General features: G+C 67.7%; 23 protein-coding genes. 14 read left to right on the top strand and 9 right to left on the bottom strand.

Annotated features, from left to right (window positions below):
- The first annotated feature begins 78 nt into the window (after nucleotides 1–78).
- The gene (locus EV653_RS22405) at nucleotides 79–1,140 is read left to right on the top strand and encodes a TAXI family TRAP transporter solute-binding subunit (protein WP_134105671.1); all 1,062 of its coding nucleotides are present in this window, start codon (nucleotides 79–81) and stop codon (nucleotides 1,138–1,140) included.
- Between the two features lie 49 nt (nucleotides 1,141–1,189).
- Here EV653_RS22405 and EV653_RS22400 read toward each other — a convergent pair whose 3' ends face one another.
- Together EV653_RS22400 and EV653_RS22395 are read right to left on the bottom strand one after the other, a co-directional pair.
- Entirely contained in the window at nucleotides 1,190–2,533 is a 1,344-nt protein-coding gene (locus tag EV653_RS22400; protein ID WP_134105670.1) for a sensor histidine kinase, read from the bottom strand.
- Between the two features lie 36 nt (nucleotides 2,534–2,569).
- Entirely contained in the window at nucleotides 2,570–3,235 is a 666-nt protein-coding gene (locus EV653_RS22395) for a response regulator transcription factor (RefSeq protein WP_012918592.1), read from the bottom strand.
- A 118-nt stretch (nucleotides 3,236–3,353) separates the two neighbouring features.
- On the opposite strand from EV653_RS22395, the gene EV653_RS22390 reads away from it, so the two are divergent.
- The gene (locus tag EV653_RS22390) at nucleotides 3,354–5,363 is read left to right on the top strand and encodes a TRAP transporter permease (protein ID WP_134105669.1); all 2,010 of its coding nucleotides are present in this window, start codon (nucleotides 3,354–3,356) and stop codon (nucleotides 5,361–5,363) included.
- On the top strand, nucleotides 5,360–6,325 hold the full coding sequence (locus EV653_RS22385) for a TAXI family TRAP transporter solute-binding subunit (protein WP_134105668.1): 966 nt from the start codon (nucleotides 5,360–5,362) through the stop codon (nucleotides 6,323–6,325). The genes EV653_RS22390 and EV653_RS22385 overlap by 4 nt, the downstream gene beginning before the upstream one ends.
- A 233-nt stretch (nucleotides 6,326–6,558) precedes the next feature.
- Here the strand turns inward: EV653_RS22385 and EV653_RS22380 are convergent, their stop codons facing one another.
- The 5 genes from EV653_RS22380 to EV653_RS22360 form a co-directional block, all read right to left on the bottom strand.
- Nucleotides 6,559–7,209 carry a hypothetical protein gene (locus tag EV653_RS22380; RefSeq protein WP_134105667.1) on the bottom strand — a complete coding sequence of 217 codons (651 nt, stop codon included), beginning with the start codon at nucleotides 7,207–7,209 and terminating at the stop codon, nucleotides 6,559–6,561.
- A gap of 149 nt (nucleotides 7,210–7,358) precedes the next feature.
- Nucleotides 7,359–8,393, bottom strand: a complete 1,035-nt coding sequence (gene mgrA / locus EV653_RS22375; RefSeq protein ID WP_134105666.1) for an L-glyceraldehyde 3-phosphate reductase — start codon at nucleotides 8,391–8,393, stop codon at nucleotides 7,359–7,361.
- A 144-nt stretch (nucleotides 8,394–8,537) separates the two neighbouring features.
- Nucleotides 8,538–8,972: a hypothetical protein gene (locus EV653_RS22370; protein WP_134105665.1), complete on the bottom strand. Its 435-nt coding sequence runs from the start codon at nucleotides 8,970–8,972 to the stop codon at nucleotides 8,538–8,540.
- Between the two features lie 16 nt (nucleotides 8,973–8,988).
- The gene (locus EV653_RS22365) at nucleotides 8,989–9,669 is read right to left on the bottom strand and encodes a DUF433 domain-containing protein (protein ID WP_134105664.1); all 681 of its coding nucleotides are present in this window, start codon (nucleotides 9,667–9,669) and stop codon (nucleotides 8,989–8,991) included.
- Between the two features lie 82 nt (nucleotides 9,670–9,751).
- The gene (locus EV653_RS22360; protein ID WP_238160179.1) at nucleotides 9,752–10,864 is read right to left on the bottom strand and encodes an aminoglycoside phosphotransferase family protein; all 1,113 of its coding nucleotides are present in this window, start codon (nucleotides 10,862–10,864) and stop codon (nucleotides 9,752–9,754) included.
- A 180-nt stretch (nucleotides 10,865–11,044) separates the two neighbouring features.
- On the opposite strand from EV653_RS22360, the gene EV653_RS22355 reads away from it, so the two are divergent.
- A complete protein-coding gene (locus EV653_RS22355) occupies nucleotides 11,045–11,668 on the top strand; it encodes a flavin reductase family protein (protein ID WP_134105662.1) in 624 nt (207 codons plus the stop codon).
- A gap of 52 nt (nucleotides 11,669–11,720) precedes the next feature.
- Here EV653_RS22355 and EV653_RS22350 read toward each other — a convergent pair whose 3' ends face one another.
- Nucleotides 11,721–12,671, bottom strand: coding sequence for a hypothetical protein (locus EV653_RS22350; protein ID WP_134105661.1), 951 nt, complete (start codon nucleotides 12,669–12,671; stop codon nucleotides 11,721–11,723).
- A 126-nt stretch (nucleotides 12,672–12,797) separates the two neighbouring features.
- On the opposite strand from EV653_RS22350, the gene EV653_RS22345 reads away from it, so the two are divergent.
- Together EV653_RS22345 and EV653_RS42215 are read left to right on the top strand one after the other, a co-directional pair.
- Complete coding sequence (locus EV653_RS22345; protein WP_134105660.1) at nucleotides 12,798–13,334, top strand: acyl-CoA thioesterase; 537 nt, start codon at nucleotides 12,798–12,800, stop codon at nucleotides 13,332–13,334.
- Nucleotides 13,331–13,624 (top strand): hypothetical protein, encoded by a 294-nt coding sequence (locus EV653_RS42215; RefSeq protein ID WP_238159963.1) that lies wholly within the window; start codon nucleotides 13,331–13,333, stop codon nucleotides 13,622–13,624. Before EV653_RS22345 ends, EV653_RS42215 begins: the two co-directional genes overlap by 4 nt.
- Here EV653_RS42215 and EV653_RS22335 read toward each other — a convergent pair.
- Nucleotides 13,621–14,241, bottom strand: a complete 621-nt coding sequence (locus tag EV653_RS22335) for a TetR/AcrR family transcriptional regulator (RefSeq protein ID WP_134105659.1) — start codon at nucleotides 14,239–14,241, stop codon at nucleotides 13,621–13,623. The two genes, EV653_RS42215 and EV653_RS22335, sit on opposite strands and share 4 nt — an antisense overlap.
- A gap of 39 nt (nucleotides 14,242–14,280) precedes the next feature.
- On the opposite strand from EV653_RS22335, the gene EV653_RS22330 reads away from it, so the two are divergent.
- The 8 genes from EV653_RS22330 to EV653_RS22295 all read left to right on the top strand — a co-directional run bounded on the left by EV653_RS22330 (nucleotide 14,281) and on the right by EV653_RS22295 (nucleotide 20,544).
- Nucleotides 14,281–15,240, top strand: a complete 960-nt coding sequence (locus EV653_RS22330; RefSeq protein WP_134105658.1) for a DMT family transporter — start codon at nucleotides 14,281–14,283, stop codon at nucleotides 15,238–15,240.
- The gene (locus tag EV653_RS22325; protein ID WP_238159962.1) at nucleotides 15,233–15,646 is read left to right on the top strand and encodes a MarR family winged helix-turn-helix transcriptional regulator; all 414 of its coding nucleotides are present in this window, start codon (nucleotides 15,233–15,235) and stop codon (nucleotides 15,644–15,646) included. The genes EV653_RS22330 and EV653_RS22325 overlap by 8 nt, the downstream gene beginning before the upstream one ends.
- 1 nt (nucleotide 15,647) lies before the next feature.
- The gene (locus EV653_RS22320) at nucleotides 15,648–16,898 is read left to right on the top strand and encodes a glycoside hydrolase family 3 N-terminal domain-containing protein (RefSeq protein ID WP_238159961.1); all 1,251 of its coding nucleotides are present in this window, start codon (nucleotides 15,648–15,650) and stop codon (nucleotides 16,896–16,898) included.
- Nucleotides 16,895–17,227, top strand: a complete 333-nt coding sequence (locus EV653_RS22315; protein ID WP_134105656.1) for a YidH family protein — start codon at nucleotides 16,895–16,897, stop codon at nucleotides 17,225–17,227. The genes EV653_RS22320 and EV653_RS22315 overlap by 4 nt, the downstream gene beginning before the upstream one ends.
- A complete protein-coding gene (locus EV653_RS22310; RefSeq protein WP_134105655.1) occupies nucleotides 17,224–17,532 on the top strand; it encodes a DUF202 domain-containing protein in 309 nt (102 codons plus the stop codon). The genes EV653_RS22315 and EV653_RS22310 overlap by 4 nt, the downstream gene beginning before the upstream one ends.
- A gap of 140 nt (nucleotides 17,533–17,672) precedes the next feature.
- Nucleotides 17,673–18,305 (top strand): DUF47 domain-containing protein, encoded by a 633-nt coding sequence (locus EV653_RS22305; protein ID WP_134105654.1) that lies wholly within the window; start codon nucleotides 17,673–17,675, stop codon nucleotides 18,303–18,305.
- A 2-nt stretch (nucleotides 18,306–18,307) separates the two neighbouring features.
- Nucleotides 18,308–19,306 (top strand): inorganic phosphate transporter, encoded by a 999-nt coding sequence (locus EV653_RS22300; protein ID WP_134105653.1) that lies wholly within the window; start codon nucleotides 18,308–18,310, stop codon nucleotides 19,304–19,306.
- Nucleotides 19,307–19,395: 89 nt separating this feature from the next.
- Nucleotides 19,396–20,544, top strand: a complete 1,149-nt coding sequence (locus EV653_RS22295) for an inorganic phosphate transporter (protein WP_134105652.1) — start codon at nucleotides 19,396–19,398, stop codon at nucleotides 20,542–20,544.
- Nucleotides 20,545–20,557 lie beyond the last annotated feature (13 nt).

Genomic DNA, 20,557 nt, shown 5'->3' with positions numbered 1-20,557 from the left:
CTTACCTGTCGGTAGCGGTTCGGTTGCGGCCGTGCACACGGCTACCCCGAAGGCCCGGTTGTTGTCTAGGTTGTGTGCATGGATCGCCCCCGCCTGCTGACCCCTGCCCGGCCGACTGGGATGACCAGACGCAGCATTCTCGGCTTCGGAGCCGCGGCCGCGTCGGCACTCCTGGTGCCCGGCTGCTCCCGCGGCCGCGCGGACGAGCCCGCGCCTGCCGAGGCCGGGACCTTCGTCACCGGCAACCCCGGCGGGGTCTACAACTCCTTCGGCACGGCGCTCTGCGAACTGGTGAGCGAAGTCACGGGCATGGAGCTGAAGCCACTCCCGAGCAACGGGTCGGTCGACAACCTGACCAGGGTCGCGAGCCGCGCCGGCGACCTCAGCTCGAGCCGCCCCGCCGACCTCGGCTTCTGTACGTCGGACTCGGCGCTCGCGGCGTACGAGGGCACCGGTCAGTTCAGCAAAGGCCCGCTGCGGTTCACGGCGCTCGCCCGGGTGTACGACAACTACGTGCACGTCGTGGTGCCGATGGCCTCGAAGGCCAAGGAGCTGACGGACCTGAACCCGGCCAAGAACGCGCCCCACCAGAAGATGGTCGTCAGCGTCGGGCCGAAGAACTCGGGCACGCAGGTCATCGCCGACATGATCCTGGACGAGGCGAAGGTCGATGTCACGCGGGTCAACATGACCCTGGAGGAGTCGGTCGACGCGCTGGTCCCGAAGGGCAGTGCCCGCCGGGGCTCGATCGACGCGTTCATCTGGAGCGGCGGCGTACCGACGGTGCCGATCGCGGAGCTGCAGAGCACGCTCGGCTTCCGGCTGCTGGACATCGGCAAAGTGGCCCAGATGATCGCGTTGAAGGAGTTCGGCGGTTTCGTCGTGTCGTCGATCCCGCCGTCGCAGTACGGGCTGGCCAGCGCGGTGCAGACGCTGGCGGTCCCGAACTACCTGATCGCGAAGCCGGGGTTGTCCGACTCGTGGGCCTGGTGGACGGTCAACACGCTGTTCCGCCGCCAGAACGACCTGATCCCGAAGCACCCGGAAGCCGGTGCCCTCGACCCTCGCTCGGCGATCTCCACGATGCCGGTCCCGCTCCATCCCGCCGCCGAACGCTGGTACCGGCAGAATCACATCTGAGCCGGGTGTCCGGGTCGTCTGAGTCGTCCGCGGGTCAGCGTCGTCCGGGTCAGGCGTCGTAGTCGTCGATCAGCGGGACGCGGACCTCGATCACGAGGCCGCCGCCGATCGGCGGACGGGCGACCACTCGGCCGCCGACCCGGGCCGCCTCGGAGCGGACGATCGCCAGGCCGAGACCGGTGCCCGGCATCTCCCGGTGGTGTGCGCTGCGCCAGAACCGCTCGCCGACCTTCTTCAGATCGCGTGAGCCGAGTCCGAGGCCGTGGTCGCGGACCGACATCACGACCTCGGTGCCGTCCCGCGTGACCGAGACCTCCACCGGCGGGGCGCCGTACTTCGACGCGTTGTCGAGCAGTACGTCGAGGATGTCGTCGACCTCGAGCTCCGGAGCGACTCCGCCCGGGACCATCTCGCCGACGATCAGTTCCAGGTCGTCGGCGGCGTACACGGCCTTCCAGCCGACCAGGCGCTCCTTCACGGCCTGGGCCAGGTCCAGCGGCTCTTCGTTGCCTTCGGCATCGGCTGCCGAGGGGCGGTCCGAGCCGGCCAGACGGGACAGCCGCTGGACGATCCGGCCGAGCCGGTCGATGTCGCTGAGCGCGAACCGTGCGGTCGGCGACAGCCGGGACAGGCCCTCGATGTGGATCCGGGCCGACGTCAGCGGCGTACGCAGCTGGTGCGAGGCGTCAGCGACGAACTCACGCTCACGCTGACGGGCCTGGTGCAGGCTGAGCGCCATCGAGTTGAAGCTGTCGCCGAGGCGGCGGAGCTCTGGTGCACGGCCGTCGGTCGACACCCGGGTGTCGAGCGCGCCGCGGGTGATCTGGTGGGTCGCGTTGTCGAGGTCCTGCAGCGGCCGCAGCACCCAGCGGGTGATCGGCCGGACGATACCGACGATGATCGCGCCGATGCTGATCAGCAGGCCGCCGAGGAGCAGCAGCAGGCCTCGCTGCACCTGGTCGCGGGCGTTCTCGGTCGGCACCCGCAGTACGGCGGCGCCGAGGACGCTGCCGTTGTTGACGACCGGACGGGACACGATCATCTCGCCGGAACGCCACGGCCACAGTGCGGGCGGCTCGGGCGGCAGCCGGCCGGCCAGCGTGCTGTGCAGCGCGGTCGCGATATCCGGCTCCTTCACGTCCACACCGGACACGGAGGTCGCGATGACGCGGGAGTCGACGTCGACCACGAAGACCGGCGTGTTGTACAGCTCCTGGTACCGGACTGCCAGCTCACGCAGGTTGGCGATGTCACCGGTCTGCAGCGGGGACTCCGCCATGGTGGCGAACCAGTCCGCGTCGTTGCTCCGGGACAGGAAGAGCGTGCGTGACGTACTCGTGGCGATGAAGTTCGCCAGCGGGATCACCGCGACGATGGCCAGTGCGACGACCATCGGGACGAGGGACTGCAGTAATCGACGGCGCAACGGTCAGTCCGAACCCAGGCGGTAGCCGACGCCGCGGATGGTCTGCACGAGTTCGGGCCGGCCGAGCTTCGCGCGCAGGCTGGCGACGTGGACGTCCATGGTCCGCGAGGACGCCTCGAAGACCGACTGCCAGGCGTACAGGGCTACCTGCTCGCGGGGGACCACCCGGCCGTGGTGAGCGGCCAGCACTGCTAGCACGTCGAACTCCTTGCGGGTCAGGCTGATGGGCTTGTCCGCCACCTGAACCGTCCGGGCCTCGATGTCCACGGTCAGGTCACCGACGGTCACCCGGGGGCGGGGCTGCAAGAGACCGGTACGACGTAGTACAGCATCGATGCGGGCCAGCAGTTCGGAAATCGCGAACGGTTTGACCACATAGTCGTCGGCGCCGCTCCGCAGGCCGCGCACCCGGTCCGCGGCCTCGCCGCGCGCCGTCACCGCGATCACCGGCACGTCGGACACCGTGCGGATCTGCCGGCAGACGTTGATGCCGTCCCCGTCCGGCAGTCCCAGGTCCAGCAGGACCAGGTCGCCCGGATCCGCCGCCAGGGCGTCCGCGGCGGTGCGAACGTGCGTCACCATCAAGCCGTAGCGCCGCAAAGCGGGTATCAGGGCATTGGCGATATCGAGATCGTCCTCGACCAGCAGAATCCGGACCGCGCCACTCATGCGGTGATCGTAGGCCAGGTCACGTCCTCATGTGTCAGATCTTGGTAAAGACGTAATCACGCGACTCCACGCAGTGTTCGGCAACATTAGCCTTCCGACCACAGGAGGGAACCGGTAGATGACTGTCGGTGTTCGTACCGGGGGAAGCGTGACCACGCCCTCCGAGGAAGACCTGGCCGAGTATGAGCAGGAACGCCCCGCTCGGCGGCTCAGACCTGCCCTGGACCTGGTTGTCTCGATCTGGTGCGCAATCGTCAGCCTCGGCGTGCTTGCACAGGTCTTCTTCCCATTACCACAAGGCACGCAGTTCTACTTGGTGATCTTTCTCGCAGCGGTTCTGCCGATCACGCTGCTGTGTTACCGCGGGTTTCGTCTTCCCGGCCGGACTCGCACGCATGACGATCCGGGTGTCGTGGACTGGGTTCTCGCTGCTGTCGCGCTGGCGGTCTGCGTCTATCCGCTGTTCGATTTCGACGGATTCCTCGAGCGCAGGCAGACGCCGACCAGTCTGGACGTCATCGCCGGTGCTCTTCTGCTGGTGCTGTTGCTCGAGGCATGCCGGCGTACGACGGGCTGGGTCCTGCCCGTGTTCAGCCTGGTGTTCATCGCGTACGCGTACTACGGCGGCTACCTGCCCTACACGTGGTCGCTCGCCCACCAGGGCTTCAACTTCGACGCGATCATCGCGCAGTTCACGATGGGTACGGCGGGCTTCTACGGGACGCCGTTGAGCGTCGCCGCGTCGTACATCGTCCTCTTCACCATCTACGGCGCAGTGCTCGACTACTCGGGCGCCGGCAAGTTCTTCATCGACCTGTCCTTCGCGGCCTTCAAACGCAGCCGTACGGCGCCGGGCCGCACGGTCACGCTCGCGGGTTTCCTGCTCGGCAGCGTGTCAGGCTCCGGTACGGCGACCGCGGTGTCGCTCGGCACCGTGTCGTGGCCGATTCTGCGCCGGGCCGGCTACCCGCCCGAACCGGCCGGCGGAATGCTCGCCGCGTCCGGTATCGGCGCCATCCTGTCGCCGCCCACGCTGGGTGCGGCCGCGTTCATCATCGCGGAGTTCCTGCAGGTGTCGTACCTGAAGGTTCTCGGGTTCGCGGTGATCCCGACGATCCTGTACTACCTGGGGATCCTGCTCGCGATCGAGATCGATGCCCGCAAGCACGAGACGACGTCCGCGGAGACGTCGACGGACTCGGCGTGGCGGTTGCTGCTGCGGTTCGGGTACCACTTCTTGTCGTTGTTCGTGATCATCGCGTTCATGGCGGTCGACGTACCTCCGTTCAAGGCGGTCGTCTACGCGGTGATCATCCAGTTCGGGCTGTCGTTCCTGGACCGCGAGCACCGGCTGACCGGCCGGCCATTGTTCAAAGCGCTTGCCCAGGGCACCCGTTCGGTGCTGCCGGTGGCGGCGACCTGCGCGACCGCGGGAGTGATCGTCGCGGTCACCACCCAGACCGGCCTCGGGCTGAACCTCGCCGAGATCATCGTCAACGCCGCGCACGGGCTGACCACGAATCCCACCGCGGTGCTGATCCTGACCGTGGTGCTGTCCGGGTTCGCCGTACTGATCCTCGGGCTCGCGGTGCCGGTGACCGCGTCGTTCATCATCGCGGCGGTAATCATCTCGCCGGCGCTGGTGAACCTCGGGGTGACCCAGCCCGAGGCGTACATGTTCATCTTCTATTACGCCGTACTCTCCGAGGTGTCGCCGCCGACCGCCCTGGCCGCGGTGGCGACGGCCGCCATCACCGGCGGCAAGGTGATGCCGACGATGTGGCAGGCGTGGAAGTACACGCTGCCGGCCTTCCTGGTGCCGTTCGCGTTCGTGCTCACCGACAACGGCGCGCACCTGCTCGGTCAGGGATCGGTGATCGGGATGGTCTGGACCACGCTGGTGTCGATGCTCGCCGTCGCCGCGCTCGCTGTCGTGACCGGCGGGTGGGTCTTCGTCCGGGCGACCTGGCTCGAGCGGGCGGTCTGTGTGCCGGCCGCGGCGTTGCTGCTGTACCTCGCGCCCGTAACCATCACGGCCGGAATCTGTTTGCTACTTGTTGCCGTCGTCATCAATCTGGTCCGGCGGCAGCGCCAGGCCTCTTCCGCGGAAGGAACCGTTGCCTCATGAGACTCCGCACCACTGTCGTGGCGCTTGCCGCTGTCGTCTCGCTGGCTGCCTGTGGCGGGCAGCGTCAGCCTGTCGGGTCTTCGGACAGCGGCGGCCGACTGACGATTGCCACCGGCAACACGACAGGGGTGTACTACCAGCTCGGCGGCGCGCTGGCCTCGGTGATCTCGTCCAAGGTGTCCGGATACCGCGCGACCGCCAGTGAGACCGGTGCCTCGGTGCAGAACATCCAGGGCCTGGTGGCGGGCAACTACGACATCGCCTTCTCGCTGGGTGACTCGGCGTCGGACGCTGTGAAGGGCGAGAACAGCTTCAAGTCCAAGCAGGACGTCGTCGCGCTGACCCGGCTCTACAACAACTACACACAGGTCGCCGTCCGGACGTCGGCCGGGGTCAACTCGATCGCGGACCTGAAGGGCAAGCGGATCTCGACCGGTTCGCCGAACTCCGGGACAGAGGTCATCGCGCGGCGGCTGCTGGAGGCGGCTGGGCTGGACCCGGCTCACGACGTCACTGCCCAGCGGCTCGGGTTGCCGGAGTCGGTGGACGCGATGAAGTCCGGCTCGATCGACGCACTGGTCTGGTCCGGCGGTCTGCCGACCGGCGGGATCACCGACCTGACCACGAGTATGGGCAAGGGGGTGAAGCTCTTGCCGATCACGGACCTACTGCCGAAAATGCAGGAGAAGTACGGCTCGGTCTACACCCAGGCGCCGATCCCGGCCGCGACGTACAAGCAGGCGGCCGACGTACCGACGATCGTCGTGCCGAACGTGCTGCTGGTCCGCAAGGACATGAAGGACGAGCTCGCCGAGCAGCTGACGAAGGTCATCTACGACAACATGGATGCGCTCGTTGCGGTGAACGCGGCCGCGAAGGGCATCACGCTCGAGAACGCCGAGAAGACCGACCCGGTGCCGTTGCACCCCGGCGCGAAGAAGGCGATCGACGGGCTGAAATAGCAGTTCCCGGTTTACGGGTGGGCACCGGACCTTAAGGGCTCCGGACCGGCTCGTGACCAGGTCACAGACCGTCCTCCCTCGCACACCAGGCGCAGCGGGGGAGGACGCAGGGCCCGTCTCCGCACTCCAGGCGCAGCGGCGACGGGACAAACGCCGGCCCCACAACCAGGCGCAGTGAGTGCCGGCGGACCGGGTCCCAGCGGAGGCATCCGCTTCGGGGCCCGGTCACCTTTTTACTGCGGTTCCTGTTCGTGTATCGGTGTGCCGTACAGGTAATGCGACAGCGCGGAGTCGCGCTTGGGATGCGCGTGGTACTTGATCGGCACCACCCGTCCCTCGGCGCTGTCCCACGCGTTGTCGGCCATCCGCCACATCCGGTGCGCCAGCCGGCCTGCCATCCCGGTGTGCGGCGAGGACGGGTGCGCCCGGGTCGGTGCGACCTCCTCCGCCTCCAGCAGGTCTTCGGTCAGCGTGTTCACATCCAAGCTCTCGAGCTGCTCGCAGATCTGGCGGCTGTACGTCGCCTCCAGCTGCTCATGCTGTCCGAGCAGCCGGTCGATGTGCTGCCACAGCTCGGTGTGCTGGAGATCCACGAACCGGCTGTCGCCGTACTGCCGTCCCTTGAGGAAGCGCAGTGAACGTTCCAGTTCCTTGGCGTTGCCGACGTACCTGGTGACCATGTGCGCGCCGTCGGGGAGACGCTGGACGTGCGGGAGGAGCACGTCTTCGGCGGCGGCCAGGTGCTGGGCGGCGATCGCGTAGAACCAGTCCGTCTGGTGCCTGTGCTCAGGGTGGGCCGCATCCGGGTGATGCGCCGGCTCAGCCAGCTCCCGGATCTTCGCGTGTTCGTAGCCGAGGGCCATTTCGAGCGTCGAAGCGGTCATTTCAACCACCTCCAGGGGGTCTTCTCCAGCGTGTGCCCAACCCGGCCGGACCGCAACCACCCCACCCCGCTCCGTAACCTTCCGTCAAGACAGAAGCGCCCGCCGCAAGGGGTACGGCGGGCGCTTCGGCCTGGTGGTTCAGGGGACGGTCAGGCGTCCGAGCTCTTCTTCCACAGGTTGATGCCGGCTTCGACGGCGTCGGCGTCGATGGCCTCCAGCTCCTCGGGGGAGAACTTCAGGTTGCGGACCGTTGCCAGGTTGTCCTCGAGCTGCGCGACGCTGGAGGCGCCGATCAGCGCGCTGGTGACGCGGTCGTCGCGGAGCGTCCAGGCAAGGGCCAGCTGGGCGACGGACTGGCCGCGCTCCTTGGCGATCTCGGCGAGGGCGCGGACGTGCTTGAGGGTGTCCTCGGTGAGCGAGTCCGGGTTGAGCGACTTGCCCTGCGCGGCGCGCGAGTCGGAGGGGATGCCGTCCAGGTAGCGGTCCGTGAGAACGCCCTGCGCCAGCGGCGAGAACGCGATCACGCCGACACCGAGCTCACCGACGGCGTCGAGCAGGTCCTCCTCGATCCAGCGGTTCAGCATCGAGTAGGACGGCTGGTGGATCAGCAGCGGCGTACCGAGCTCGCCCAGGATCCGGGCAGCCTCGCGGGTCCGGTCCGCGGAGTACGACGAGATGCCAGCGTACAGCGCCTTGCCCGAGCGGACGGCCGCGTCGAGCGCACCCATCGTCTCCTCGAGCGGGGTGTCCGGGTCGAACCGGTGCGAGTAGAAGATGTCGACGTAGTCGAGGCCCATCCGGCTCAGCGACTGGTCGAGCGAGGCGAGCAGGTACTTCCGGGAGCCGCCGCCCTGACCGTACGGCCCCGGCCACATGTCGTAGCCGGCCTTGGTCGAGATGATCAGCTCGTCACGGTACTTGCTGAAGTCCCGGGCGAAGTGCGTCCCGAAGTTCGTCTCGGCCGAGCCGTACGGCGGGCCATAGTTGTTCGCCAGGTCGAAGTGCGTGACGCCGAGGTCGAACGCCCGCCGCAGGATGTCGCGCTGCGTCACGAACGGCTTGTCGTCGCCGAAGTTGTGCCACAACCCCAACGAGATCGCCGGCAACAGCAACCCACTCCGCCCGGTCCGCCGGTAACTCATCTGGTCGTCATACCGGCCTTCGGCCGCCACATATTCAGTCACAAAACCCCAGTCTGCCCCATCCCCAACCAATCGCAAACCCCTTGTTTTCAAGCAGAAACCCCACAACTAACACCAAGAACCCCACCTTCTTGATCAGGTCGGTTGGGGCGGCTGCAGAAGCCGTGGGTGGGTCTGGTCGTGGAGTCAGTCGCCGAGCTCCAGCCGGATCATCCGGCGTCGGCCCGCACGGTAGATGAACGGTCCTGGCTCGTCGGCAAGCGCCTCGATTTGTCGCCACCGCGTCATCACGACCTCGAGCTGTCCCCATTTGGTTCGCGCATCGTCGCCGGCCAGCGCGATCATCTTGACGCCGCTCTCGCGGACGGCGCGGCGCTCGGCCAAGTTCTCGCGGATGTTGCGATCGCGCGAGATGACGAGCCAGCCCTGCGCCGCCGCGACCGGTAGCCAGGCGGTGTCAGGCGTGCGGGTGTCGACAATCGGGCAAGGCGGACGCTCGCGCTTGTGTACGACAGCCCCTGGATCGCCAGGGCACGTCATGTCGTTACGGAGCGGACAGAGGACCTTGGCCAGACCGAGGATGTCGGCGTCGAGGTAGTAGCGGACGACGGATTCGCGCATGGTGAAGCGGGTGGGCTCACGCGGCAGCGTGACGCTGCTCCTCGTACGACAACGCCCACCGCACCTCCGAGATCGAGATTCCGAAATCTGTGGCGAGCTCGTCGGCCGATGCGCCATCTTCCGCCTGCTCGAAGATGCTGACTGTGCTGATGCCGGCCACTGCAGGACGACCGAATCGCACGTCAGGGCGAACCTCCACCGGCGAGTCGGCGCTGTGTGGCTTCCAACCGGCAGCCACGTCGCCGTCCCAGACGACTCGCTCCAGGAAGACACCCCCCGCATACGTGAGCATCAGTTGATCGCCGACACTGCTGACGACCTGGAACTCTGGGGCCAGGCCTGCTTCCTCTTGCGCACGCAGCACCAGGGTGCGTCCGCTGACCCACGGCTTGCTGTGTGCCAGTGGATAAGGAATCCCGAACTCCGAGCGGAGAACGCCGATGAAGGTACGCAGCTGCGACATCGGAATCTGCTTCCGCCGACGGTACGCGCTCAGCCAGCCTGCTTCGATGAACTCGGCCCAGCTGACCGTACGACGACCGACGGGCTCGCTCCGGATGATCGGGTCGTACTGCACGCCCCTGCGCTCGCCACCCTCAAGCCAGTAATGGAGCGTCGCCGCGGGCAGGCCGAGTAGGCGCGCTGCCTCGGCCTCGGTGAACAGCTCGCGCTCGAGCACAGAAGGGGCGGTGGTCACATTTCCAAGTCTGCCAGACAGATCGCCTCTCACTGATGAGTCCTTTCGGGTGTTGAGGGCAACCAGTGCTGTGGATCGCCTTCTAGGTGAGGTCGGGCCAGGGTGGGGGTGGGGTGGTGGTGAAGAAGTGGAGGATGTTGAGGAGGCGGCTGGTGGTGGGGGCGGTCCAGTGGCGTTGGGCGGGCCAGGGTGGGGCTGGGAGTTTGGCGAGGGCCCAGGAGAGGTGGAACCAGAGGATGGCGGCGGCCAGGTCTTCCTCGGGGGTGGGGGACTGGGCGGCGTATGCGGGGAGGATCTTGGCTACCTGGGTCAACGGGAGTTTGGCGAACTCCATGGCGCGTGGGGCCCAGGCTGCGTCGCCCCAGTCGATGAGGGCGCGGAGTTCATTGCCGGGGCCGGCGAGAAGGTTGTGTGTGGCAACGTCCCCGTGGATGAGCACCTTGGGTCCGCTGTCGTCGAAGCGCTCCGCGAGTCGGGTGAACCAACCGGTCAGCCAGCTTGCCGTCACGGGATCGACGTAGCCGCGGGTGGCCAGGTCGTCGACCGTCCGCCACGGGTCGCCCCAGTCGTCCTCCGGCACGCCGGGGAGGTCCAGAGCCCTCTGCGGTCGAGACTCGCGGCCATCACGGCGCCGGTCTCCTGGCTGAGCCTCGCTCCAGAGGTCTCGGGATGCTCTGGGGCCGCCGCCCGGCTGAGCTTCGGTCGAGCGGTCTGGGAGTGTTCCGGGTGCGCCGCCTGGCTGAGCTTCGGTCCAGCGGTCTGGGAGTGCTCCGGGGGCGTCGCATGGCTGAGCTTCGGTCCGGGGGGCGAGGGGTGCTCCGGGTGCGCCGCCTGGCTGGGCTTCGGTCCGGTGACTTCGTGGTGCAGGGGTGTCGGCTGGCTGAGCTTTGGTGGGGAGGTCTTGTGGTGCGGGGGTGTCGGCGGGCGCGCGTTCGAGGTGGTGGAGGCGGGCGAGTTCGTCGGCGAGGCCGGTGGGGGCTTCGGTTGGTTCGGCGCCGTGGATGCGTTCCATGACGACGTACGGAGCGGCGAGGAGGCGGTGGGTTTCGTCGTACTCGAGGATCTCCGGGGTGAGTACGCCGACGAGGCGGGCGGCGGGGACAACGTGGGTTTCTTTGCGGAGATCGTCCTCGTAGCCGGGGCGGGAAGCCCGGAGGAACAGGTCGTCGCCGAGGATGAAGGCGCGGTTGGCCACGCCGCCCGCGACCTCTTTCACGTGTTCGGCGTCGACGCCGTGGCGACGGGCGACCGTGGTCACCTGGTGCAGGAAATCGTGATGCTCGGGCAATCCACTTCTCCGTCGCGCGCGGGAGTTGCCGGCCGGATCCGCGAGGCGGGGTGGGGCGGCATCCACCGAGTTTGATGTACTGCGGGCGTGCGTGTCGATGTAGATCCGGAGACCGTCGGGCGACGGGAGTTCTACGCGCTGCTGAACTCCGTGGTGGTGCCGCGACCGATCGCGTGGGTGTCGAGCCGGTCCGCCGACGGCGTGCTGAACCTCGCGCCGCACTCGTTCTTCACGGTCTCGTGCGTCAAGCCGCCGATGGTGCAGTTCACCTCGGTCGGGCGGAAGGACAGCCTGAACAACGTCGAGGCGACCGGCGAGTTCGTGGTGAACTTCGCCGCGGAGCCGCTGTACGAGCAGGTGAACGCCTCCGGGACGAACTTCCCGCCGGAGGTCTCGGAGTTCGAGGCGATCGGCGTGACCACCGAGCCGTCGCGGACGGTCTCCGTCCCACGCGTCGCCGAGTCGCCGGTCGCGATCGAGTGCACTCTGCACACCACCCTCGAACTCGGCGACTGCACCCTCGTGATCGGTCGGGTCCGGCACATCGCGATCGATGCCGCGATGATGGACGGCGATCACCCCGAGGTACGTCGACTCCGCCCGCTCGCCCGTCTTGGCAAGGACGAGTGGACCACCCTCGGCGAGGTCCGCTCGATCACGCGCATCCGCCACTCCGACTGGCCTGGTCACTTCACACCTCCTGGTAGCTGACTGGTAGCTGACGGGTAGTTGAACGGCGCGGATTAGTTGCTGAGGGCACCTGTCATGACCGCCGCGGCAGCTCCGACGTCGCCAGGACCTTGGTCAGGGTTTCGAGCTCGGAGGACAAGCGCAGTGGCGTGTAGTCCGGCGACAGCGTCGTCGCAGGAAACCAGCGGAAGTCGGGCGTCACCATGAAGACCTCGGGCGACAGCGGTCCGGGGTCGTGAGCATGGCTGCGCGCCGCGACGTTGAGCAGCAGACCCAGCGCCGGGATCACGGACAGATCCCGGATCACGTGCAGCATGAGTGTGTCTCGGGCCGGCACAGCCGCGAGCACGCCGTGTGGTGCATGGTCCACACGCAACGACTCGCGGAGAACGGTGTCGAGGACGAGCGCCCGTGAGGCCGCGAACGGTGTCCCGGTGACGAAGTCGACCTGTAGGCCCTCGTGTTCGACATGCTCGACGTGGTCGGTCAGGCCGCGAAGATTGGCGAGGCCGAAGCGTTCGGCCTCCCCCCAGGTGATGCCCATGTCCGCGGGCTCGAGGAACATGGTCACGATCCCGTCATCGGTCGTGGACGGAACCGACACCAGGCCGGGCAGGAAGTCAGGCCGGTCGGCGGTCCAGTCGGCAGGCAGCGCGTCGCGAGGCACGAGTCGCTGGATCAGCTCGCGCTCGGGATCTGTCGGTGGTGTCGGTGGACCGTGCCGGAGTTGCTCCAGCAGTTGGTCGAAGTGGTCCTCGACGAGCACCGGCCAATGATCCTCGTCGAACTGGGCGACGATGCGGGCTAGGTTGCTCAGACCGAGCATCGGATTGTCGGCAGAGCGATCGGCCGGAACCAGAGCCCCGCCGCCCAGGTAGGCGAGATCGAGCCCGCGCTCGGCCGCGGCGGACAGGGCGAGATGCACGAGTCGGGTGGCCTGGCGGCGGGACAGCGGGGTCAGGGTCGGGTCGGGACGGCTGGAGTTGTTGCCTCGGGCATATTCGGTGGCTGCGTCGATGGTCATCGTGGTCCTCCTTCTCGGCAGAGAAAGTACGAGGATCGGCGCCTGCCGGAGACCGCGATTTCCGAATCTGTGGACAACTCCCGGGATACTCTGCGCAGACCCGTCCGGGAGCCCGAAGGAGTCTGTATGTCCAGCAGCCCGTCGTCGCGGCCGACCTCCGAGACCCGGCTGTCGCTGTCGCACATCACCGCGCAGAACGAGACCAACCTGCTCGGGACCGTGCACGGTGGCGTGATCATGACGCTGGTCGACTCGGTCGCGGGTGTCGTGGCTGCGCGGCACTCGGGCGGGCCTGCGGTAACGGCGTCGATGGACGAGATGGTGTTCCTCGTCCCGGTGCGGGTCGGTGATGTCGTGCATTTCAGCGCGCAGGTGAACTGGACCGGGCGCAGTTCGATGGAGGTCGGCGTACGGATCACGGCCGATCGATGGGATGCGGTGGGTCCGCAGATGCACGTGGCTTCGGCGTACCTGGTGTTTGTCGCGGTGGACGAGGACGGCAAGCCGCGCGAGGTTCCGCAGGTCGTCCCTGTGACCGACGAGGACCGCCGGCGGCTGCGTGAGGCCGAGATCCGGCGGAGTCACCGACTGGCCCGCCGCGCGGCCATCATCGCCTCCCGCGAGCAGTCGGGCGAAGAAGCGGATGAGGGTGGTGGACGATGAAACTCCTCGGCAGCGCCAGGCGGAACTCGTCGGCCGTGCTGCTGGTGGTGCAGTTGCTCGGCGTGCTGGCCCATCCGGCGATGGAGGGATCGCCGCCGGGCCGCGTCGCGGTCGAGATCCCTCGGCATCCTGGCCGTCGGACTGTGATTGCTCGACGCGTTCGACCTGAGCTCTTCGCGACCGGTGCGACCTTCACCTTGGTGGCTTGGGGTTTCGCCTACTTGTACGTCTTCGTCCAGGTCGTGTCCCGCCTCGTCGGCCTCACTTTGACGAAGCCCAGCAACACCTAGAGCCGCGGCCACCCGGCCAGCAGATCGGCTGCCGCGCGTGCGGCGACCTCCGGCGCTTCGGTCATCGCCGCGACCCGGTAGCTGATCAGCGCTCCCTCATGGAGCAGCAGCAGACGATCCGCCAGCTCACCCGGATCTGCGAAACCGGCCGCGCGCGCCTGCGCTTCGAACTCGGATCGCATCCAGCGCTTCTGGCCGACGATCACTGGCATCGCCGGGTGGTCCGGCGCCGCGAGCTCCACGCTTGCATTGATGAACCCACACCCGTTGCGCGACCCGGCCAGCCAGTCCGTCAGCGCCGCGAACAACGCCAGGATCACGTCTTCCGGCGTCGCCGGCTGCCGCGCGGCCAGTTGCTCGTCGAGGAACAGGTGCCACGCGCGGTCCCGCTCCTCGAGGTACGCCGCGATCAGCCGGTCCTTCGACCCGAACCGGTCGTACAGCGTCTTCTTCGTCACGTCCGCCGCCGCGGCGATCGCATCCACACCGACCGTCCGGATGCCCTGCTCGTAGAAGAGCGTCGACGCGGCCTCGAGAATGCGCTCGCCCGCGGGGGTCAGCCGGGGCGCCGCGCGCACCTGCCGGTCCACGATCAGTCTCACCTGCTGGTCGAGCATACTGACAGTATACCGACCGGTGTGGTTACTGTCGCTGTCATGACCACACCCAAGGCGCTCTCGCTGGCGGCCGGAACCGGATTCGTCGTGTTCTGGAGCTGCGGCTTCATCGGCGCCCGCTGGGGTACGCAGTACACGAACGCGTTCGACCTGCTCGCCTGGCGATTCCTCGTCGCGGGCGCGATCGCCGCGGCGATCCTGGCGATCAGGCGGCCGCGGATCTCCCGCCGGGACCTTGCGACGCAGATCTCGATGGCGTTCCTCACCCAGTTCGTCTACCTAGGCCTGATCTTCACCGGGATCGACCACGGGATCACGGCCGGCGTCACCGCACTCATCGGGTCGCTGCAGCCGCTGCTCATCGCGACCGTGGCGGGCCCGCTGCTGGACGAACGGGTCAGCCGGCGCCAATGGCTCGGCCTTGTTCTCGGTCTGGCAGGTGTGGGCCTGGTGGTCGCCGACGACCTCGGAGCCGGCCACGGATCGCCCCTGTTGTTCCTCCTGCCGATCGCCGGCCTCCTCGGTCTCGTGGCAGGCACGTGTCTGGAGCGCTCCCGCAAGCCGAGTACGAGCTCCCTGGATGCGTTGGCCGTGCAGAGTCTTGTGTCAGCTGTGCTCTTTACCGCGTTGGCCACCTCGACCCACAGGATGACCGTGCCGGATCAGCCCGGCTTCTACGGCGCAGTGCTCTGGCTGGTGCTGCTGGCAACGGGCGGTGGCTGGGGTTTGTACCTGGTCAATCTCAAACTGTCCGGCGCAACTCGCATCAGCTCGCTGCTCTATCTGGTCCCGCCGACCACGATGGTGTTCGCGTTCCTCATCTTCCACGAGACCATCGGCGCACTCGCTGTCGCGGGCATGCTGGTTTGTGCGCTCGCCGTACTGCTGATCCGGATCCGTGAACAAGTACGCTGCGGGGATGGCGGAGACCCGGTGGCTGGACCAACGAGAAGCACAGGCCTGGCGCGCGTACATCGCGGCGCAACGAGTAGTGAGTAGCCGCATCGAGCAACAGCTGCAACGCGACGCCGGAATCCCGCATACGTACTACGAGATCCTGGTCCGGCTGTCCGAGGCGCCGGGCAATCGGCTGCGGATGAGTGAGCTCGCCGTCGCGACACAAGGCTCGCGTAGCCGGCTCTCACACGCGGTCAACCGGCTCGAGCAGAACGGCTGGGTCAAGCGCGAGGGTGTCGAGTCCGACCGCCGCGGCCAGGTCGCGATCCTCACCGAGCTCGGCCGGCAGAAGCTGGTCGACACAGCGCCCGGACACGTCGAGGAGGTGCGCAAGTCGATCTTCGACGCACTCACCCCGGAGCAGGTGGAGCACCTGTACGACGTGTGCGCGACGCTGGCCCGGCACTCCGGGGACACTGTCGACCGCGCCGCCTGGGAGCGAAACTGAGATGAGGCGACGACCGGTCGCGCTGATCGCGCTGACTGCTCTCGTGGTCGCCGGCTGCGGCGACAGCAACTCCCCAACCGCAGGTCCAAGCACCGTGCCGTCCTCCTCCGTGCCGACCACGGAGGAGCCCACATCCGAGCCCAGCGAGCAGCCGAGCAGCCCGGAACCCACACCGACCCACACCCTGACCGAGACCCCTTCCGAGACGCCGACCGAAGGCTGCATCGACCAGAAGCTCCAGAGCCTCACGCTGCGCGAACAGGCCGCCCAGCTCATCATGACCGGCATCGACGCGAGCGGTATGACGTCCGCTCAGAAGGCCGTCGTACAGCAGAAGTCAGGCAGCGTCTTCCTGATGGGCAGCAGCGGCAGCCTCGCCCACACTCGCTCCGCGATGAGTGCAGTGAACACAGCGGGCACAGTGAAGGGCATCAAGCCGCTCATCGCCGCGGACCAGGAGGGCGGCCAGATCCAGCGCCTCAAGGGCCCTGGCTTCGACCGCATCCCCGCAGCGACCGTCCAGGGCACGTGGTCCAGCTCCAAGCTCACCGCACAGGCACAGCTCTGGGGCGGCCAGCTCAAGCAGGCCGGCGTCACCGTCGACCTGGCACCGGTGGCAGACGTCGTGCCCAACTCGTTGAAGTCGCAGAACGCTCCGATCGGCCAGCTCAACCGTGAGTACGGCGACACGCCGGCGGACGCCGCCCGCGGCGTACAGGCCTTCGTGCAGGGGATGCGCAAGGCCGGAATCGCGACGTCGGTCAAGCACTTCCCCGGGCTCGGACGGGTGCGCGGCAACACCGACTTCTCGTCGGGCGTCGTCGACAACGTCACGGTTCGCGACGATTCCTACCTGCAGCCGTTCGCCGACGGGATCAAGGCCGGTGCGTCGATGGTGATGATCTCGACGGTCACGTACACCAAGATCGACCCGAACAACCGCGCGATCTTCTCGCCGACCGTCATCCAGGGCATGGTCCGTGGCGACCTGGGCTGGCACGGCGTCGTGATCACCGACGATGTCGGCGCGGCCGCGGAGGTCGCATCGGTCCCGGCCGGCGCCCGCGCGACCCGGTTCGTGGCGGCCGGCGGCGACATCGTCATCAACGCCAAGGCCGGGCTGACCGCGACGATGGTGGACGCGCTCGTTGGCAAGGCCCGCCAGGACCAGTCGTTCGCCGCGAAGCTCGCGAGTAGCGTGCGGCGTGTGCTGACGCTGAAACAGGACCAGGGCCTGGTGAATTGCGGATGACCGAGGACGAGCCCGATTACCGGTTCACACTCGCGAACGAGCGCACCTACCTCGCCTACCTGCGGACGTCGCTCGCCTGCTACGCCGGCGGACTGTCCGCGGTCCAGTTCCTCGACCTCGGCCCGGACCGCTGGCCGGCCCGGATCATCGGCGTCATCCTGGTCTGCGCCGGCATCGTCACGACGGCCGGCGCCTTCCGCCGCTGGCAGCAGAACCTGACCGCGATCCGCCGTGGCGGCGCGTTGCCCGTGACCCGGCTGCCCTTGATGCTCGGGGCAACGATCGCGGTCGTCGGCCTGATCGGCCTGCTGTTCTCACTGTGGCGATGAGCACACCTGATCCCGGCCGGCAGCCGGAGCGGACGCTGCTCGCGTGGCGCCGTACCGCCCTGGGTCTGATTGCCAACGGCGCCCTCCTGCTTGCCTCCGGCCACGGCTCGTCGGACGTCCGCACCGGGCTCGGAATCGTCGTACTCGTGCTGTCTTTGGGCTGCTGGACGGCCGTCAGCGCCGTCTACCGCCGGTCCGCGGGCGGCGCAACGCACTACCTCGGCCACGAGCATGTGCTCCGGGTCGCGGCAGGCTTGGTGCTGGTCGTCGGGCTCTTCGATCTGTACGCCGTGATAACGCGATGAAACCGATCGGTTACCGACTGTGCAACGCTCCGCTGCACGGTTCATCACAACGCGATACGTTGCCCCGGGCGGATGCCGCATCAACTGCATGTTCCCCCTAGCATGTTCACGGTTTGTCCCTCGTTCACCCGGAGCTTGAAGTGCCGTTACGTCTGCGTCCGAACGACCCGACGTTCTACGACCTTTTCACCGAGTCCGCCAACCACCTCGTGGACGGATCCCGGATCCTGGCCGAATTGCTCGGCAGCACGGCCGGCACCGGGCTGGCCTCGAGCCACCAGATCGCCGCCCAGATGAAGGACGCGGAGCACGCGGCCGACGAGACCACCCACTCGATCATCCGCCGGGTGAACTCGACGTTCGTCACCCCGTTCGACCGCGAGGACATCTACCGGCTGGCCTCCGATCTCGACGACGTGATGGATTTCATGGAGGAGGCCGTCGACTCCGTCCACCTGTTCAACCTGGAGAAGCTGCCGGAGGAGATCGCCGAGCAGATCGAGGTGCTCCAGCGGGCCGCGCAGCTGACCGCGGAGACGATGCCCAAGCTGCGGACTATGAAGGACCTGGCCGAGTACTGGATCGAGATCAACCGGCTGGAGAACACCGGTGACGCGGTCCACCGGCGGCTGATCGCCAAACTGTTCAGCGGCGAGTACGACGCCCTGACGGTGATGAAGGTCAAGACCGTGGTCGACCTGCTGGAGGCCGCGATCGACGCCTTCGAGCACGTTGCCAACACGGTCGAGCAGATCGCCGTCAAGGAGAGCTGAGCGTGGAGCTCGCGCTCGTCATCGCCCTCATCGTCATCGCGCTCGGGTTCGACTACACCAACGGCTTCCACGACGCCGCCAACGCGATCGCGACCTCGGTCTCCACCCGTGCGCTCACGCCGCGGCTGGCGCTGGCGATGGCCGCGGTGTGCAACTTCCTCGGCGCCTTCGTGGGCACGGCGGTGGCCGAGACTGTCGGCAAGGGCATCATCAGCACACCGTCCGGCACCCACGGCCTGGTGGTCGTCATCTCAGCGCTGATCGGTGCGATCACCTGGAACCTGGTCACCTGGTACTTCGGCCTGCCCAGCTCCTCGTCGCACGCGCTGATCGGCGGACTGGTCGGCGCCGGTATCGCCTCGAGCAGTGTGGTGATGTGGTCCGGCATCGTCGACAAGGTCGTCATCCCGATGGTGTTGTCGCCGGCGATCGGTTTCGTCGGCGCGTTCCTGCTGATGACCGCGATCCTCTGGCTGTTCCGGCACCGCAACCCGGGCAGGACGACACGCGGCTTCCGGATGGCGCAGTCGGTGTCGGCCGCCGCGATGGCTCTCGGCCACGGTCTGCAGGACGCACAGAAGACGATGGGCGTGATCTTCCTCGCCCTGGTCACCGTCGGGTATGTGAACAACGGCGACGCGATCCCGCTCTGGGTGAAGCTCTCCGCCGCGACCGCCATCTCGCTCGGCACCTACTCCGGCGGCTGGCGGATCATGCGGACGCTCGGCCGCCGGATCATCCACCTGGACCCGGCCCGCGGGTTCGCTTCGGAATCCGTCGCGGCCGGAGTCTTGTACGTCATGGCGATCGGCCTGCACGCGCCGGTCTCCACCACCCACACGATCACCTCCGCGGTGATGGGTGCCGGGTCGACCAAGCGGCTGTCCGCGGTCCGCTGGGGCGTCGCGAAGGGCATCGTGACCGCCTGGGTGCTGACCATTCCCGCCGCCGGGCTGGTCGCCGCACTCTGTTACGGCCTTGCGCACCTGATCTTGGAGTGAGTTCGCGGCCAGGAGTTCATTTCGAATTCACCCACTAGGCCTACCGTCGAGCGACGGTACCGTCCGTCCGCCTAGGGGGAGTGATCGCGATGGACCTTTCGTTCCTGGTCGTGGTGGTGATCATCACCGCGTTGGTCTTTGATTTCACCAACGGTTTCCACGACACCGCCAACGCGATGGCGACATCGATTGCCACGGGCGCGCTCAGACCCAAGGTCGCTGTTGCCGTGTCCGCGGTGCTGAACCTGGTCGGCGCGTTCCTGTCCACCGCAGTGGCCAAGACGATCTCCAGCGGCCTCGTCGATGACACGAAGGTGACGGTGCCGATCATCTTCGGCGGCTTGGTCGGCGCGATCCTGTGGAACCTCGTGACCTGGTACTTCGGCCTGCCGAGCTCCTCGTCGCACGCCCTGTTCGGCGGCCTGATCGGCGCCACCTGGATCGCGGCCGGCAGCAGCGCGGTGAACTTCGCCACGGTGGTGCAGAAGATCATCATCCCCGCGGTCGCCGCGCCGATCGTGGCCGGCGTGGTCGCGATGCTGGGCACCTTCGTGGCCTACAAGATCACTCAACGAGCCCGGCAGAAGTCGGTCAACGACGGGTACAAGTCCGGTCAGGTCGCGTCCGCGTCACTTCTCTCGCTCGCCCACGGCACCGGTGACGCACAGAAGACGATGGGCGTCATCACACTGGTCCTGATCATCTCCGGCAGCCTCGCGCCGGGTTCGGGCCCACCGACCTGGGTGATCTTGACGGCCGGCCTCGCGATCGCCCTGGGCACCTACTTCGGCGGCTGGCGGATCATCCGGACGATGGGCAAAGGCCTGACCGATGTCGAGGCGCCGCAGGGCTTCACCGCCGAGACCAGTTCGACCGCGGTGCTGCTGGCCTCGTCCCACCTGGGCTTCCCGCTGTCCACCACGCAGGTCTGCTCCGGCAGCATCCTCGGCACCGGTGTCGGCAAGCGGCTCGCGCAGGTGCGCTGGACGGTCGCCGGGCGGATGGTGATGGCCTGGCTGTTCACGCTGCCCTCCGCCGCGATCGTCGGCGCCATGGCCGGCCGGATAGCCGATACCGGCAATGCCGGCGTCGTCATCGTCGCGACCCTCGCGATCGTGGCCGGCGGCGGACTCTACGTGGCGTCGCGGCGCAGGCCGGTGACGCCGCAGAACGTCAACGAGTACCCGGCCCCGGACCCGATCCCGGCCCCGGCCGCGACGACGGCCACGACGGTCTGAGAGGAGTACTGCG

The sequence above is a fragment of the Kribbella pratensis genome, assembly GCF_004365355.1.
Taxonomy (GTDB): Bacteria; Actinomycetota; Actinomycetes; order Propionibacteriales; family Kribbellaceae; genus Kribbella.
Note: the sequence above shows the minus strand (reverse complement) of the source record. Positions and strands in the feature narration are given on the sequence as shown.